Genomic DNA, 16,783 nt, shown 5'->3' with positions numbered 1-16,783 from the left:
GTTCTGGCACCTCTAGGACTGTTGAGCTACCATGAGGCCTGGGCGCCGTCCCTTAGGCGGTCTGTGAAAGAGTTCGTCCTGCGGTTTCCAAAAGAACTCTCGGTTCCAGGAAGGTGTCTCGCTGTCCTCACAATAGAGATGGAATCCGTCCCTTATCTTGCTATAGCCTAACGCACGACCGGTATAAGGGTCGCGCGGCCAGTGCGGCAAATTCGGCCCGTCCGGCAGCCGGCCAGAGGCACCGCGTAATGCGAGCAGTTCGAGGGCCGAATGGGTCAGCAACGCCTGAGCCATTACATCGGCGCGCACTTTGGCGATGTCGGCATAGAAGGCGTGAGGAGCACCTCGCTTCAAGCCGGTTTCATCAGAACCGTTTATTCCCTCCAGATCAAGCGCTTTCAGCCTCTCCACAACCTGCCAGTAGGGCTTGGCTTCTAGAGGAAGCGCCTTATGAAGGCGGTCAAGCATATGGAACGCCCCGTCTTTCGCCTGTCCCCTCGTCGCCATGCACTCACGAAGCAAAAGCCTCCGTTCGCCCTTCAACGCGTTTACGAAATTCGGCAGAGCATAGCCCTGCCGATAACAAGCCAAAGCTGCTTTCACAAACGCGCCGTTCTTGCCCTCCACAACTAAGAGAAAACGCATGTTTTCAAGGGCGAGTCGTGCAATGGCGGCCTGCGTCAGGCAAGCGCATAGGCAAGGGCTAGCTCCCGCTCGCTTGGCCAACTGAAAGAGAAGTTTCTCGTAGCGCAGCGCCGCGTCCTTTTCTCCTTTCCTCACCGCTACGCGGCTTGCGGCTATCAGCAAAACGGCGCTTCCACGAAATATCATTGTCGCGGGAGAGGTGAGATCGAATGGATAGTGCTCCACGAACGGAACGGAGGCGCTGTTGCCATTGGCGAGCTGCTCGACACGATGCAGCAGAGCGATATGCAACCTCAGTGTTCTTTCCGCCTGACAAAAAGCCACTTCACAGGGCAGTTGTGTCTGGCAAACAGCGCTTAAGAAACAGAGTTCTCCGCTCTCCGATAACGCGCGTATCTGCGCGACCATATCGGCTCCAACCGGTGCATGAGAGATGACCTGTATGGGTGATGTGCGGGTGGCCCGGCCGAAGGAACTCGTTGCAAAGAAGAGGCATGCCATCATGAGCATGCGGCGTGATCTCCAAATCAGTAACACTTTGCTTTTTTTCCTTTCCTCATCGAACGCAACCGCTTGCACACTCTTGAGCAGCGGCAATTCCAAATAGAAAGACGGAATACTATTCACGGCGTTTCAGGTTTTTGAAACTTTTTTCGAGACCATCCTTTCTAAACGGCCTACGTTGACGGCATTGCTCGATTGAAGCTATAATGCGATCGTTATCCGCTAGGAGGCTGGCAAGATGGATATCTTTGAAAAAATCAATCGCTCTTTTGCACAATGGTATGAGGGACTTTTTGGTGGAAACGATGACGTACGCCCCCGCGATATTCTGCGCCTGATCCTCACCGAACTGGAGGAGAATCGAAAAGAGGGTTTTGACACGCGCACCTATGTGCCTAACCAGTACATTCTCGAACTCTGCCCAGAAGATGAGGAGGAAAAAGAGTATCTCCTCTCGTTTCTCGATAAAGCGGAGCTTGAGGAGGCCGTTCGGCGCTACTGTCGGCAGAACCGGTATCATATTCGAGGGGAGCTGGAATTTGTTCTGAAAGTGCTAACGCCCGAAGAGGTAGAGGAGCGACATCCCCCTAAAATATCCATTCGTAGCCGCTACAGCGCCCGCATCACCACCCAAGCATCACCGCAGATGCCCCCAGCAGAAGAAGATCGCACCGTTGCGGCGGTGGGTCGCGCCGGGGAGGAGAGCCAAACCGTTGCCGGCATGGCAACGGCCTACCTTCAAATCCAAACACCCGGAAAATCGGTCTTTCGCTATCCCCTGCTGCGCAGTGCCATCTACATCGGGCGTTCGCCGCGCGTCGGCAACGACCTCGTGCTGGAAGAAGACCCCATGGTTTCTAAACGCCACCTACGCATCGAACGCGAGAAAGACGGACGTTTCACACTCTATGATCTCGACAGCACCAACGGAACCTGGGTGAACGGGCATCGCGTACAAAGCTATGTGCTGCAGCCCGGTGACGATATCCTCATCGGAAGCACCCATCTGGTCTTTGAACAAGAGGCTAAGCCGGTGCCTACCGGTTTAGCAAAACCAACAATCCCTGAATCCCAAGCGGTCGTCGCCCAATTCGGCGGCGCTGCGGCCGAGGGGGAGGCCGTTCAACCCTCTTCTGCACTGAAAGCACAGCTACTGCTGCTAGAGGGCGATAAGACACGCGACAGTTTCGTGCTTGGTTCAGAGACCTACATAGGCCGTGGCATTACCAACGATATCGTGCTGCCCTATCGCAATGTGGCCATTCGGCACGCCCGTATCTTCCTCCATGAGGGTCGCTACCGCGTTGAGCCGCTGGAAGGTGCCCCCGTAAAACTAAACGATATGCTGCTCCAGCCGGACGAGGCCGCCGTTTTGCACAGTGGAGACCGTATTCAACTGGGGGACGTGCTTTTCAGCTTTGAGACCGGAAGCTAACCATGATCGTTTTAGGGTTACTGCGTTTTGCATTACTGATTATTTTTCTCTTTTTTGGACTTCTGGTCGTTCGCTTGCTCCGCCGAAGCCACGATTAGGGGAGAGATAAAACGTGCAGACAGTTGCCGAACCCATTCCGATCCGCGTAGGGTGTCGTACCGACGTCGGCCACAAACGCGAGCACAACGAAGATAGTTTTGCCGTTGTTGACCGGGCGGCTCTTCATGGGCTGCTAGATTGCGTTCTTCTCGTTGCCGATGGGATGGGTGGAATGGGTGGGGGCGATGTGGCTTCCCGAATCACCGCGCACACGGTGCCGGAGACCCTCCATCAGCTTCTGCAGATAAGACCCCATGAGGAGCTGCCGAGCCTCCTGCTTCAGGCCTTTCGGGCCGCCAACCAAGAGGTTTTCACCCGTCGTGCCGATCGCATCGAGCAGCGCAGTATGGGCACCACCTGTGTCTGCGCCCTTATTCGCAACGGCATTTTGGCCATCGCGCACGTCGGCGACAGCCGTGCCTATCTCCTCCGTCATGGGCGCCTAAGCCTCCTTACTGCCGACCACTCGGCGGTATGGGAGGAGATGCAGGCGGGGCGCATGACCCGCGAGGAGGCCGAAGCGAATCGATATCGCCACGTCATTACCCGCGCCATCGGCATCGCGCCCGATGTAGAGGTGGATACCTCGTTGCACTCCCTTGAGGTGGGCGACATCCTTCTCCTCTGCTCCGATGGCCTCACCACCGAAGTGACCGATCAGGAGATCGCCCAAATTCTTGTCTCCTACTCCGACCCTCAAGAGGCCTGCAACCGGCTCGTCGAATCCGCCCTGCGCCACGGTGGCTCCGACAATGTAACCGCGATTGTAGCGCGCTATGGCCCCGTGCGCCCTCTCTTACCATCCGAAGAGGAAACCCCTACCGACAACGCCGCCGCGTGGCGCCACGCTCCCGCACCGGAAACGGTTGCTGCACCCAAATCCGTTGCCCGAGTTGCTAAGGGTTGGGTTGTTAGCACGTTTTTGCTGCTCTTGGTTGCCATGGCCGAAGCTGCCTGGATATACCATCCTTTCTTCAAGTTTCACCATGCACTGCCTCCCCGGCCCGTCGTGCTGCTCCAACCACCGTCAAAACCCGCCGTGTTCGCGCCTCTAAGCTATGCGACCACCGCCACAAAACTGCTCGATATGCCGCTGCGCAACGATGTTCTCCAAATCATGCCCAACGGCGACCTCCTGCTGGCCAACCTTCAAGGGAAGCTGATGGATTTCAACCCACAAACGCATCTTCTCCGCCCTATTCCGGTAAATGCACAGCTTCCGCTTTCGCCGGAAACTTCCACAAAGAAAACGAAACCGACTGCCCATTTTTACCTTACTTTAGATGAGGCAGGAAATCGCTATCAAATTCGACCTGACCTACGCTGCATCGAGAAATTTACACCGGAGGGCACGCGCGTGGCCGCTAACATCGGTAAGGGAGCGCTTGTTGCCCCTACCTGTTTAGCCGTGGCACCTTTAGGGACGATCTATGTCATTGACAACGGGCGACTAAAATCTATTCAGGCCTACCCGGTGCGCCCTCTAAGCTCCGAACCATCTACTTCTCAAGCGAGATAAAACGATGCCTTTGGGAATGCTCGGTAAATACGAACGCCTCGACATTCTAGGCCATGGGGCCTCTGGAATCGTCTATCTTGCCCGTGACACACTCTTAAATCGGCAGGTGGCCTTAAAAGAGATAGATGCGGAAGCGGGAGATATAAGACGCTTCCTTGAAGAGGCACGATTGCTTGACCGACTTCATCACCCGAACATCGTTCGCGTGCACAGCATCGATCGTATTGAGGGACATCTCGTCATTGACATGGAGTATGTGCGCGGGAAAAATCTGGCCCAAATTCTACGCGAGGAGGGTTCCCTCCCGCTTGGTCAGGCGCTCGACATTACCATTCAGGTGCTCGATGCCCTCGATTATGCCCACAACCTCCAGACCGTCCATCGCGACATCAAACCGGCCAACATTCTGGTGGGTCGTGATGGTGTGGTCAAACTTGTGGATTTTGGGCTTGCCGAAATCCTGGCCACAAATGCCTACGCAGGTGGTGCCGGTACCTACGCCTACATGGCCCCGGAAGATTTTTCATCTGAAGACCGCTCCGATTATCGCTCTGACCTCTGGGCCGTGGGGGTTACGCTCTACGAAATGCTGACCGGAGAACGCCCTTTTAAAGTACGCCAAACACGCGACCCCTTCGCTTGGAAACGGGTACTAGAAACAGAAAGCCCAACCCCTATCACGGAATACTTGCCGCAGGTGCTTGTTGAGGGGGAGGGCGTCGGCCTTGAGGGGAAGGGCGTCGGCCTTGAGGGGAAGGGCGCCCTGCCCCAGAAAATCTCGCGATTTTCTGGGGACCCCAGTACTGGCCTTGAGCGTAGCACTGTAGGCCTTGAGTTGGAACGCATTCTCGAACGCGCCCTGGCCCGCAACAAGCAGGAGCGTTATCCCACGGCTCGTGCGTTCCGTGACGACCTTGTCGCGCTACGCACCAGCCTGGCGCCCGAAACCGCAGAGGTGCGCCTACAACCCCCGCCCGTCTACCCCGCTTCTTCCATCACGCCCAATCGCACGGCATCTCACCTACAAAACCCTCCACCGGTACAGGGGTCGCAAGAGATGCCCGGAACCGTTGTTGCCGAGGTGTTGCCGGAGCCTGCGGCCCCCAAAACCTTCTTCCGAAGGCGTCCACGCCCCATCCTGATGATTGCCGACCCGCAGGAGATTGATTTTGGTGAGCTGCGAAAAGGGGAAAAGCGCGCCATGCGCGTACGGGTGCGCTCGCAAGGGGTACAGGGGCCTGTGCGGGGATGTGTAGTGCATGCCCCCGAGTGGGTTGAGGTAAGCCCAACCAACTTTCAACAGCCTCGGCAAACGCTCCAGATTGTGGCCGACAGCAGAAGAGTCTGGGAAACAGGTGCCTTTGAAGATCACATCACGGTAGAAGGCAGCGCCGGCCAACTGCAGATTCCGGTGTTCCTTCGTGTACTGCCCCCACGCCCCACCTTTCGCCAAGTAGCCTTCTGGTTCTTGCCGCTTTGGCTACTCTGTCTCTCGCCGCTTGCCATGGTGGGGATACACCTCTACCAAGAGCCTACCGCTTTCACCTCCCTACTTCCCAGTCTTTGCATCTCCGGCCTACTTGCCCTCAGTCTCTTCATTACGGCTTGCGCTGCCGACCTCGGAACGAACGAACGGATTGCTTGCCTCGTCTTTATCTTTGTCATGCTCTTCTTTATGGGAGGAACCGCCTCGCTCTGGCGAGAGCATGCCCTAGCGCCTTCTCTTCATAGGGCGCTGGTCTACGGAGTGCAACAAAGCGCCATCCCAGCCTTTCTCCTCGGCGCCATGCTGCTGTTGCAATCGCTCCATTTCCGCAAATGGAAGCTTTGGGCCGTTGTAATGGCCTGTTTGGGGCTACTGCTCGACGGCATGTTGCTTCGCATTTTGTGGCCATCGGCCTAGCTTGCCAAGAGGGCGAGGTAGCTTCCTTGACGGTAGGGAACCAATTTTCTCAGAATCGTTTCCAATATGCTAGACTAAAGAGGCTGTTTTTTTCCTTTCTCAGACCAATATCTTTCTCAATGAGGAGGTTTTTTTCGCCCATGATTTCCCGCTCTAAGCTAAGCAAAGCCATCGCTTTTGCCACGCTCGCAAGCGTTCCTGTGTTCGCCAAAGCGGATGCGCCCTCGTTCCCTATCACATCGTCTTCGGCTGTCACCCAACGGCCGAACCTCGATCTCTTTTCTAAATCCGCTCCCTGTCAGGTTGGGCCTATCATTGGGGGCCATTTCGTCCCTCTCAACCTGCGATTAGGGGCTGAGCTTTCACCGCGCACCAAATTCGACGGTGGGGTAGACCTCGACGTGCCGGGGGTTCATTTTGGAAGGGGTTCTAGCGCTCGAATTGATTTTGATGCCATCGTCTCGGCGAACTTTGGTGGGGTTTCCACCCTTTTTCCGCTCACCTTCGATCTGATCTACCATCCGGCCTTCGTCGGCATCCATAACCCCTATCTTGGGTTTGGCATCGGCCCCTACTTTGGTGAGCGAACACGATTTGGTGGCAAAATCGTCTTAGGTGCGAACATCACACGGGAGCTAGGGCTTGAAGGCGCCGTCCACTTCGCAGGCTACGGTCCTGCGCTCTTCACGGTTCAAGTTCGCTTCCCACTCTAACACAACAACATACCGACCCTCTTTGCTTAAAGAGGGTCGGTATCGCCCTAATTCCTCGTAGGGAAAGCTTTGTGCTATAATAGTCTGGCATTTGAGGCTGCACTTTAAAATACTGGGTAGTTTGGCAGTCTTATGCCGATATTCCATTTGAGTTATCGCCTCCGGATCCCCTCAGGTGGAGGGAAAAGGGAGGAACGAAACCGCCCCGCGCGGCTTCGACTCCCGTGGGGCTGGAGGTCGAGAAACGTATGAACAACCTGGTTATTGTGGGCGCGCAATGGGGCGACGAAGCCAAAGGAAAGTTGATAGACTATCTGGCCCAAGAGGCGCGCATGGTGGTTCGCTATGGCGGTGGCAACAACGCCGGCCATTCGGTGAAAGTAGGTGACGAGGAGTTTCGTTTCCATCTCATTCCTGCCGGCATCCTTCATCCGCATCTTCAATGCGTTATCGCAGCGGGCACCGTTATAGACCCGGCCATCCTTGCCGAAGAGATCGCCGATCTCAAACAGCGTGGCGTTGGACTACACAACCTTTACCTTTCCGCAGCCGCCCATGTCATTCTCCCTTATCATCGGCTCTTCGATGAACTCGAAGAGAACCGGCGAGGCGAAGCGAAAATCGGAACAACCGGTCGTGGCATCGGCCCGGCCTACGCCGACAAGGCCGCCCGCATCGGCATTCGCCTCTGCGATTTCATTAATCCGACGCGTTTTAGAGAACGCCTCACGGAGGTGCTTACGCTTAAAAACGCTATCTTAACCCACGTCTACCAACAGCCTCCACTCAACGCCGATACGCTCTTCGAGGAGTATGCAGTCTACGCCGAACAGATAAAACCCTATGTCTGCGATACAACCCCCCTTATCCATGCCGCGGCCGTGCAGGGTGGCGTGCTTTTTGAAGGCGCACAAGGGAGTTTGCTGGATATAGACTTGGGCACCTATCCCTATGTCACTTCGTCGCACCCTATTGCAGGCGGGGCCTGTCTGGGCACCGGCGTGGGGCCTACCCTTATTAAAGGCGTTGTCGGCGTTGCTAAAGCGTACACCACCCGTGTTGGAGCCGGCCTGTTCCCCACCGAACTGCACGACGCCACCGGTCAATATATTCGAGAAAAAGGCCACGAATACGGCACCACCACCGGTCGCCCACGCAGATGTGGGTGGCTCGATATTCCTGTCCTCCGCTACTCCGCCCAGATCAACGGGCTTACATGCCTTGCTCTAGGCCATCTCGACGTTCTCTCCGGCCTAGATAAGGTTAAAATCTGCTATGCTTACGCCGACAGGCAAGGCCGCACCCTCGATGTACCCTCCGTTGAGATTTTTATGGAGAACACCGTGACTCCCCTCTACGAAACGCTTCCAGGATGGCATGAAGACCTCGCCTGTGTGCGCGATGTTAAAGACCTGCCTTCCACCGCCCTGCACTATATCCGACGGGTGGAGGAACTTACCCAACTCCCAATCGCGATGCTTTCCGTAGGTCCGGAACGCAGCCAAACGATACCGCTTAAACCCGAACTTCTGCATTCGCATCGGGCCTAGGTGAAAGCCAAAGGCCCCCTGTCCGCTTGCAAATAAGCCCTCAGTGGTGCGATATCAGCACACCACTTTCCTTAGGGCGCCATCGGTGAAGAGGATTGCCAACTGTTGACAGAAACGTGCGCCAATGAGGCAGCCTATGCTCAACTAGGGCGTCGGCCTTGAGCGCAGCACCGTCGCTCTTGAGGGGGAGGTCTTGTGCCTACCCTCATCCTTTCTACCGCCCTCCGTCTGTGGGCATGGTTTGAACAACGGTAAACGGTTGCGGCCGACTTGGCTAAGATGTTTAGGCCGAGATACATAGTTTTCTCCTTTTTGGTTTACTTCCTCTCGCGGCCTCCGCGAGAGGATTTTTGTCAAAAAGCATACTGCATAGTATAATGGTAGTTGTTCCGCAAAGGCTTTTCGTCTGAGCACAGTGAACTCGATGCCGCTGATACTCGATTTGCATTCTAGGCTCAAATCTCGCTTTCGCGAGGCACTCCGTGCAAAAAGCGAGACAACCGTTATAACGCGGCCTTAAAAGGCGCTCGCTGCACTTAGACTCAGCGGCAAAGCGGAAATTTGACAACCTGACTTCTTCATGAGGGAACAAGTGCCTATTCGACGCCCATGTTGGTTGAAGGCCGTTCCCTCCGCAAACTATGCGGCGGAACAGAGATTAGGAGACAACTGAATGACCCACGACGAACTCCGGCAGGAAGCCGATACTCCTAACGTTTCAGAGGAGACGCTTCCGACGCAGGGGCCGTCTGATGCGGATGCGCCGCCCGCAACGCGCCGCCGAACACGCAGGCGCACGGGGTCTGCCGCAGCATCCACATCGGAACAGGCATCTGAGACAAGTTTAACGGCAACGAAAAATGAAAATTCGACAAACATAGAGGGAAGTGCACCCCAAAGCTCAGAGACGTTAGAGGCGGCTGAAGAGCCTGCCCCTAAAGTGTCGTCGGCGAAACGCACCACACGCCGACGCAAAAAGAACGCTCCAGAGCCGTCGCTTGCAAATGCTGCCGATATTACAGCGGAGGCGGCACCGTTGGTTGAGGCGCTCCAAGAAACCAAAGGAACAGGGAACGACGGTACGACAGCCGAAGGCGCTAGCCCTGCCGAAGTGCAAAAAGAGGAGCCTTGCCCCGCCGAGCAGCCGGCGTCTAAACCGAGGCGCACGTCAAGACGCAAAAAAGCGGAGGAGGCTTCAAGGCCGATACCCCTCCCCGCAGCGCCGGATTCTCAAGAGGGTGTTATCCCTACAGCGGAACCGCCCTCAGAAGCGACGCCCTCAGAGATGGCCTCACAAGCTTTACCTACTTTAGAAACGCTGCCGACGCCCGAATCGGTAGCCGACATAGAAGCGTCTACTGCCCCTGTCTCCACAGAGCGTCCGCCAAAGCGCTCCGATGCCCAAAAGACGGCAGAGACTAAGACAACGCGACGCGGCGCCAAAAAGTCGGTCGGCGAGAGGAAGGGCGTCGGCCTTGATGCCGCCATCGCCTCGGCCACAGCCTATCCCCGAGAGCGCACGCCCCGTACTGCCCGCAGACGCACCGAACGCGCCCCGGCTCTGCCGGAGGTGCTGCCCCCCGTAGAAGAACCCCCTATAGATATCGCCGTTGGTGCCCACATTGTGGAGCGCGACGGCATGCCCGTGATCCTAATCAACGGTTGGGCCTATCCCCCCACGCTCTTCTTTGGCAACATGTGCGACGAGAGATGCGCAGCCCAGGTGCTTCGCGAGATTCGCCAAGCAGCCCAAGCGGGTATTCATCTCCACTCCACTCTGATCGAACTCCCTTGCCCGCTCTCCGAAGCGAGCGAAACACTAGAGATCATCGACTCGCGCCTACGCGCCATTCTCGAGGCCGACCCTGAAGGCTTCGTCATGCCACGGCTTGTGTTCTATCCGGCCCCCGGTTGGCGACGCGAGTACCCTCTTGAGATGAGCACTTATGCCGATGGCACCATCGGTGATCCCTCTATCACAAGCCAACGGTTCTGGCAAGAGTGCGAGCGCTCCCTGCAAACCCTCATCGAGCACCTGCGCCTGCAACCTTGGGGCGAACGCATCTTCGGCTATCACCTAGAACGAGGGGAGTGGTTTCAACCTGCCGATCTCGGCTTCGACCGCTCGATGGCCAACCGCGACGCTTTTCGAGACTGGCTTCGCGAGCGCTACCAGGGTAGCCTTATCGCCCTTCGTGCGGCGTGGTTTGACGGCGACGTGCAGTTCCATACGGCGGAAATACCCGCTCTGCCAACAAAGCCTGACCCAACGCGCGCCTTCTTTGAAACACGCCGTGAACGCCATCTCATTGACTTCATGGAGTTCACCTCCGAAACCACCGCACGACGTATCGTTTCTCTGGCGCGTACCGTGAAACGTGCAACAGCCTACCGCGCCCTGGTTTCGGTATGCTACGGCTATACATTCGAGTTCACCCACGGATACAGCGGTCATCTTGCCCTCGATAGGCTGCTGGCCGAGCGCTGCATAGACCTAATCTGCGGCCCTCCTTCTTATCGAGATAGAAAGCCCGGCGGGGCCGCCTCCTTTCCGGCTCCGGTCGACTCCATGTGGCTGCATGGTAAACTTTGGCTCTCGGAAGACGACACCAAAACCCATCTAGCCGTTCCCAACAAAACACCAGACGATTTTAACCCGCGCCTCACCGACGCACGCCAAACCGAACAGGCCCAACTGCGCACTATAGGCCGTGCCCTTGTTCATCGCACCGCTGTAGGCTGGATGGACCTCTGGGGAGAAGGCTGGCTCGATGACGAGGCCATCTGGAAACGCCTGAACCTCTTTGCCAATATCGTCTCTGCCCCCGGCATCCCTCGAAAAGACCCGGAGGTAGTCGTCCTGATAGATGAAAAGAGCCTGCTTCATATCCAGCGTGGCGAGGGGTTCTTCCGTCGTTTCACCACCGAGATGCGCGACGTGGTGCAGCGCTGTGGCGTTGAATACGGCCTCTATTTGCAAAGCGACATCACCTCACCGAACTTTCCAACCGAAGGCAAGCTCTACATTTTTCTCAATCCCTTCCGCCTCACGGCGGAGCAACGAACGGCCATTCGCGAGAAGTTGCACTCCGGCAAAAAAACACTCGTCTGGCTCTACGCGCCGGGCACATGCGAGGCAAAACCGCGCGCTTCGAGCGGTATGGAAGAGACCGCATTCGATGTGGTGGGCATTCGCTTGCGCATGCAGCCTTGGAGTTCCGAAATGGGCTCGCGGGTTGTACAAACCTCCCACCCCATTACGGAACGCCTTACCGACCTTGAATTCGGCTATCGGGAGCGCCTGAACCCCTCTTTTTATGTGGACGATCCCGATGCCATCGTGCTGGCCGAATATATCGAAACCGGCTTGCCCTCCATGGCGGTAAAACAGCTTGGCGACTGGAAGTCTATCTTTATCGGCGAGACGGTTCTGCCTCTGGAGCTGCTGCGCGGGCTTTGCCGCTTCGCCGGCGTCCACCTGTGGGTTTCTGAAGGAGAACACGTCGTAGAAGCAGGCTCGGGATGGATCGTTCTGCACGCCACACAAGATGGCCGGTGCGTTCTACGCCTACCGGCTCCCGCCGCCCTCTACGACCTCGCTCAATGCCGCCTGCTCTCCCAGGAAACCGCCGAATATACGCTGCATCTGCGCCAAGGCACGACCTATCTGCTCCTCGCAGCCTCTTACCATCAGATGGAGCGCATCGGCCTTCCCCACCTAGATGAGCCTGTGCAAGGCACCGCTTCTCCCTTGCTGACCGAGGAACTGCCAAAAACCGATCTCGATCCAAGCGTGGTAGCGGAGGCCCTGGAGACCCTGCAAGCGGTGCTCGCCCCCACGCGCGAGGAGCTAGGGCTGGAGCCAGAGGCACCTGCGGCAAACGGCAGTGAAGAGGAACCGGCCGACACAGGGGAACCGCTCTCTGCCGGCAGGCGACGCCGCAGACGGCGCGGAGGGCGCGGTCGCGGAAAACAGCAGAACGGTACTATAGAACGTAACAACACGAACAACAACCATTCTCCTAAGGAGGATAACGCGCGTGAATCCTAAACTCTCTAACAAACAACTCATCGCCTTCAAAATAGGGGCACGCGCGCACAAGTTCCTTCTGGAGGGCTGCCCCTTGGAAGGGTACGACTATCTCTTCACATGCCTGCAAGAGGCGAAGGCAACCGATTCAGACCTCCACACCCTCCTCTGCCAGGAACTTGCCAAATACGAAAAACGTATTGCGGCCATAATAGATCAAAGTGAGCCTTAGGTGCCCCATGGCCTGGCTCGCGCTCCCTTTCAATTAAACGACCTAAGTGAGGTGCCTTCGTATGAAAGTCGCTCGGTTCTTTGGATGGTTCGGGGTAGTATTAGCCTGTTTGGGCGTCTCGGCAGCGGCGCAGGAACCGAATAACACAACGGTTAACCCCTACAGCGGGCTACGTCCCGAAGTTGCCACCCTGTTGCAGCAAGCCACTGCTGCCTATCAACATATGAACTCCTATCGCCATACCGCAGAACTGATTCAACGGGATGCCCAGGGCCAAATCATTGTAGACCGCGCCTATACGCTGGCCATGGTTCGCCCTAACAAATACTGCTATCGCTCGGAAAGCAACTCCACTAATACCGTTGTCTCCGATGGGCAGTATATCGTGAACTACGATGGTAATGATAAAACTTATACGCGCCTTAGGGCGCCTGCCTCTCTCACCCAGTTCGACTTCGTAAATGACGTCAACTTCGATGGGGTGGCCTCCTACCTCGTCAGCCTCATGCTTCAGGGCAATCCACTGGTTGACCCAGAGTTACGTGCCGGCTTCCAAGCGGCCCCGGCCCCAACTACCGTAACCGATAACGGCAAGACCTATCAGGTTCTTTCTATTAACCTGTCCGACCAAGATATGCCCGTTTCGCTCTATTTTGACCCCACAACACACCTTCTCCACAAATCGGTTCAAAAAGGGGTAGATAAAAGCGAACTGGCCGAGATCATCGAGAACGTAAAGATCGATCAACCGGTGCCCAGCGATCTGTTCCAATTTGCCGTCCCTGCGGGCGCCCATTGGATTACCTTAGGGCCTACACGCAATTCGCATCTCCTCGTTGCCCTCAGCGAGCAGGAGAGCAGTGCCTTGCCCCAGAATATCCTGCGCTCTTTTTGAAAGGAGACATCCATGAACACCTGCCATCGCCTCTGCGTGGGCATTATCGGCGCTCTCTGCAGCCTCGTTCCCTTACGCGCCGCCAAGGCCGATAACAGCCTGCAAAATGTAAAGCCGGATGTGGCGGCTGTACTGAAAGCAGCCTCATCGGCCTATGATAAGCTCACTGCCTACGAACACACCGAAACCTGGACGCTTCATGCCGCTGATCAGAAAACAACCTCTTTCGTTACCAAACTCGCCTTTAAACGCCCCAATCGCTTCTACGTACAAGCCTCTTCGGAAGACGACCTCCTCATCTCGGATGGACAGAATCTCTACACCTATCGGAAAGCCGTTCAGGAGTACACCAAAGACGCCGCACCCGCCTCCTTGGCCAAGTCCGACGATCTCCTTGGCGCCATACCCAACAACCGTCTTGTGAGCGTGCTTGTGGTGCTCATCGTACAGCATAACCTCGATAAGGCCTCCGGCTTTCTCTCTTTGGCAACACTAGCCCAACCCACAAGCTACCATGGGCAACCCTGCAACGATATGGTTGTTAAAGCGGGGGCCACCACCATTCACATCTACTTTAACAAACAGACCCATCTCCTGGCCGGCGCCTACTGGAAACACGACACCGAGTCGATTACCGAGGAGCTGAGCGACGTCCATACGAATGCTGCCGTTCCGAACGACCTCTTCACCTTCACCCCTCCCACCGATGCGAAACTGGTAGCCGATCTCGACGACCCCGACGCGCTAAAGTACGTTGGGAAACCGGCTATTGACTTTAGCCTTAAAGACACCAGCGGGAAAACATGGAACCTGGCCGATCTCAAAGGGAAGGTGGTTATTGTGGATTTTTGGGCGAGTTGGTGCGGGCCGTGCCAAATGGTAATGCCCACCATCGAGAAAATCTACGAGAAGTACTCCGACAAGGGCGTTGTGGTGCTGGCCGTTAACACATGGGATACCCCTGATGCCTGCGCCGCCTTCTTAAAGAAACATCCCGAATACAAGATGAACGTGCTGTTAGACCCAGCGGGAAGAAACTCCGAAGATTCCGTGGCCACTAAGCTCTATGGCGTTCAAGGCATTCCGACAACCCTCTTTATTGACAAAGAGGGAATCGTGCGCACCTACGCCATCGGCGCCCACCCATCGGAGTTTTATATGGATCAGCTCAAAAAACTCGGTATCGTAACCGACTAGACACCGTAAGCAAACCGCTGCGCCCTGCCTAGATAGCGGCAGGGCGCAGCGATAGGGATGCACAGAGAGCGCGGAGGACATGCTCTGTGGAATTTTATGATGCCATCCTACCCGCCGATGGGCGTATCGGTGAGGTTTTTGCGGCAAAAGTCGGCACAACCATAAAAGCTCTCATCCCCTGGCAGGGGCAGACGCTCCTAAGCATCGCTCTTTCTGCCTTACGTTCCACCCCTCAAGTGCGGCGTATTGTGGTCATCGGCAACGAGGAAGTCGCCTGCAAAGCCCGACGCTGCGGTGCCGATGTCGTCGTCCCCCCTGCACATTCGGCACCGGAAAATATCGCGCTAGGCATTCAATGGCTGCGCGAACAGCCCGACGGCCCCACAGAGAAACTGCTTCTGCTTACCACCGACCTGCCCTTTCTCTCCGCCGAGGTGCTAACCACCTTTCTGAACGAATGCCCCGCCGATGCCGACCTCGTGGTGCCCGTCCTACGCCGTGAAGTGTTTAATGCCCGTTTTCCCAACTCGCCCGCAATCTTTGTACGATTAAAGGACGGATATTGGACGACAGGCTGCGTTTTTCGTGTCTCTACTTCGGTCTATCTGCATCTGCTGCCCTTATTAGAGTCCCTCTTTCGCTCGCGTAAGAGCCAGTGGAAAACGGCTCTTCGCGTGGGGCCTGTTGTTGCGTGGCGTTTCTTTACCCACCAACTCACGGTTCCCGAAATTGTGCAACGGGCCGAAAGGGTACTTCAGTGCCGAGCCTTTGCACACACCAAAGCTCCTCCGGAGGTCGCCTACGACATAGATAACCTTCCAGACTACGAAAAGGCCTTCAACTATCTCACAGGAGGAGCGACATCGCATGGCCTCCAATAAGGGCGATTCCGGCCCTCATCAAAGCTTTTTAACCCCGAGCCAAATCTTCTGGTATAGTTTGGCCAATTTCGGCTACGGCACCTTCTTCTCTTTGAATAATGCTCTCATCGCGCCTTTTCTAAGCAGTTTCACAAGAAATGCCATCCTCATGGGCCTAATGGGCAGCACCCACTCCTTTGAGGGGGCCATCATTCAACCTCTCGTAGGCACCGCCAGCGATCGCTTGCGACACCCGCTAGGTAAACGACGGCCCTTTATACTGCTGTTTACCCCGTTGGCCGCTCTCTTTCTCGGCCTGGTCCCAGCGGCAACTCACCTCCCCTCTTCTATTCGCCTAGGTCTGCTCGTGCTTCTCATCTTTCTATCCACCGTTCTTTTCAATATTGCCTACGATCCCTATCAGGCGCTCCTGCCCGACATAACTCCAGAGCCACAACGAGGACGCGTTACCGCCATCTGGAGCCTGTTTGGACTTTTTGGTCAAGCGATGATCCTCCTCATACCGGGCAGCTACACAACCAAATTTCTGCTCTCTGCGGCTCTTATGCTGATGCTAGCACTCATCACCTGCATCGCCACACCGGAACCTTCCCCTTTCGATGCATCGGAAGGAGACGCCGAAACACCCTCCTTTAAGCAGCAGCTTGTCCGCGCTCTTCAAGGGCTTCGCGTTTTGCGCCAGGCGCGGTTAGGCCTACTCAGCTTCTTCTTTGCCGGCCTTGGCATCGGCGCCGTGCTGCCTCTGCTCACCGAGTTCGTCATTCACATCACCCACTGCACGGCCAATCAGGCCGCTCAAATGTTTCTCATTCTTATGGCCTCTACGGCCCTTACCGTTGTTCCCGCGGGCCAAATAGCCGACCGCGTTCTGACTCCCAAGAAGACGCTCATCATCGGCTTCCTACTCATCTTTATCGCCTGCCTTTGCGGGCTGCGGGTCACCACCCTTACTCAGATCGCCTGGGTCATGGGGTTGGCCGGCATCGGCAACGCGGCTCTCAGCGCCTCAAGCTATCCTCTATTGGCCGACATCGTGCCCCCGGAGGAGGTGGGTTTCTACGTGGGGCTACAGTCCACCGCAGCCTCTTTGGCTCAGCCGCTCACTATCATTGTCACAGGTGCTCTTGTGAACCACGGCAGTTATCGGGTAATTTTTCTGGTCTGCGCGCTTTGCATTCTC

The 16,783-nt window shown here is 56.4% G+C and carries 12 protein-coding genes; 11 read left to right on the top strand and 1 reads right to left on the bottom strand.

Annotation, left to right across the window (positions count from 1 at the left end; genetic code table 11):
* Positions 1 to 12: 12 nt before the first annotated feature.
* On the bottom strand, positions 13 to 1,155 hold the full coding sequence (locus VKV29_RS00865; RefSeq protein ID WP_324199403.1) for a hypothetical protein: 1,143 nt from the start codon (positions 1,153 to 1,155) through the stop codon (positions 13 to 15).
* A 232-nt stretch (positions 1,156 to 1,387) separates the two neighbouring features.
* On the opposite strand from VKV29_RS00865, the gene VKV29_RS00860 reads away from it, so the two are divergent.
* From VKV29_RS00860 to VKV29_RS00810, 11 genes are all read left to right on the top strand, one after another.
* Positions 1,388 to 2,584 carry an FhaA domain-containing protein gene (locus VKV29_RS00860; RefSeq protein WP_324199402.1) on the top strand — a complete coding sequence of 399 codons (1,197 nt, stop codon included), beginning with the start codon at positions 1,388 to 1,390 and terminating at the stop codon, positions 2,582 to 2,584.
* A gap of 112 nt (positions 2,585 to 2,696) precedes the next feature.
* Positions 2,697 to 4,202: a Stp1/IreP family PP2C-type Ser/Thr phosphatase gene (locus VKV29_RS00855; RefSeq protein ID WP_324199401.1), complete on the top strand. Its 1,506-nt coding sequence runs from the start codon at positions 2,697 to 2,699 to the stop codon at positions 4,200 to 4,202.
* A 4-nt stretch (positions 4,203 to 4,206) separates the two neighbouring features.
* On the top strand, positions 4,207 to 6,105 hold the full coding sequence (locus VKV29_RS00850; RefSeq protein WP_324199400.1) for a serine/threonine-protein kinase: 1,899 nt from the start codon (positions 4,207 to 4,209) through the stop codon (positions 6,103 to 6,105).
* 140 nt (positions 6,106 to 6,245) lie between these two features.
* A complete protein-coding gene (locus tag VKV29_RS00845) occupies positions 6,246 to 6,818 on the top strand; it encodes a hypothetical protein (RefSeq protein WP_324199399.1) in 573 nt (190 codons plus the stop codon).
* Between the two features lie 248 nt (positions 6,819 to 7,066).
* Positions 7,067 to 8,368, top strand: coding sequence for an adenylosuccinate synthase (locus tag VKV29_RS00840; RefSeq protein ID WP_324199398.1), 1,302 nt, complete (start codon positions 7,067 to 7,069; stop codon positions 8,366 to 8,368).
* A gap of 673 nt (positions 8,369 to 9,041) precedes the next feature.
* A complete protein-coding gene (locus VKV29_RS00835; RefSeq protein WP_324199397.1) occupies positions 9,042 to 12,419 on the top strand; it encodes a hypothetical protein in 3,378 nt (1,125 codons plus the stop codon).
* A complete protein-coding gene (locus VKV29_RS00830; RefSeq protein ID WP_324199396.1) occupies positions 12,409 to 12,630 on the top strand; it encodes a hypothetical protein in 222 nt (73 codons plus the stop codon). Before VKV29_RS00835 ends, VKV29_RS00830 begins: the two co-directional genes overlap by 11 nt.
* 61 nt (positions 12,631 to 12,691) lie before the next feature.
* Positions 12,692 to 13,525 (top strand): LolA family protein, encoded by an 834-nt coding sequence (locus VKV29_RS00825; protein WP_324199395.1) that lies wholly within the window; start codon positions 12,692 to 12,694, stop codon positions 13,523 to 13,525.
* A gap of 12 nt (positions 13,526 to 13,537) precedes the next feature.
* On the top strand, positions 13,538 to 14,722 hold the full coding sequence (locus VKV29_RS00820; RefSeq protein WP_324199394.1) for a redoxin domain-containing protein: 1,185 nt from the start codon (positions 13,538 to 13,540) through the stop codon (positions 14,720 to 14,722).
* A gap of 86 nt (positions 14,723 to 14,808) precedes the next feature.
* A complete protein-coding gene (locus tag VKV29_RS00815) occupies positions 14,809 to 15,603 on the top strand; it encodes a nucleotidyltransferase family protein (RefSeq protein ID WP_324199393.1) in 795 nt (264 codons plus the stop codon).
* Positions 15,590 to 16,783, top strand: a 1,194-nt coding sequence (locus VKV29_RS00810) for an MFS transporter (RefSeq protein WP_324199392.1), incomplete at its 3' end; no start/stop codon positions are given. The genes VKV29_RS00815 and VKV29_RS00810, both read left to right, overlap by 14 nt.

It is taken from the genome of Chthonomonas sp. (assembly GCF_035294165.1).
Taxonomy (GTDB): Bacteria; Armatimonadota; Chthonomonadetes; order Chthonomonadales; family Chthonomonadaceae; genus Chthonomonas.
The sequence above is the reverse complement of the archived record's forward strand: the minus strand, read 5'-3'. Positions and strand labels throughout refer to the sequence as shown.

Bases quoted from the DNA above. Each gene is read 5' to 3' on its own strand.
- VKV29_RS00865 (WP_324199403.1), bottom strand. From the start codon at position 1,155: ATGCTCATGATGGCATGCCTCTTCTTTGCAACGAGTTCCTTCGGCCGG.
- VKV29_RS00860 (WP_324199402.1), top strand. From the start codon at position 1,388: ATGGATATCTTTGAAAAAATCAATCGCTCTTTTGCACAATGGTATGAG.
- VKV29_RS00850 (WP_324199400.1), top strand. From the start codon at position 4,207: ATGCCTTTGGGAATGCTCGGTAAATACGAACGCCTCGACATTCTAGGC.
- VKV29_RS00845 (WP_324199399.1), top strand. From the start codon at position 6,246: ATGATTTCCCGCTCTAAGCTAAGCAAAGCCATCGCTTTTGCCACGCTC.
- VKV29_RS00840 (WP_324199398.1), top strand. From the start codon at position 7,067: ATGAACAACCTGGTTATTGTGGGCGCGCAATGGGGCGACGAAGCCAAA.
- VKV29_RS00835 (WP_324199397.1), top strand. From the start codon at position 9,042: ATGACCCACGACGAACTCCGGCAGGAAGCCGATACTCCTAACGTTTCA.
- VKV29_RS00825 (WP_324199395.1), top strand. From the start codon at position 12,692: ATGAAAGTCGCTCGGTTCTTTGGATGGTTCGGGGTAGTATTAGCCTGT.
- VKV29_RS00820 (WP_324199394.1), top strand. From the start codon at position 13,538: ATGAACACCTGCCATCGCCTCTGCGTGGGCATTATCGGCGCTCTCTGC.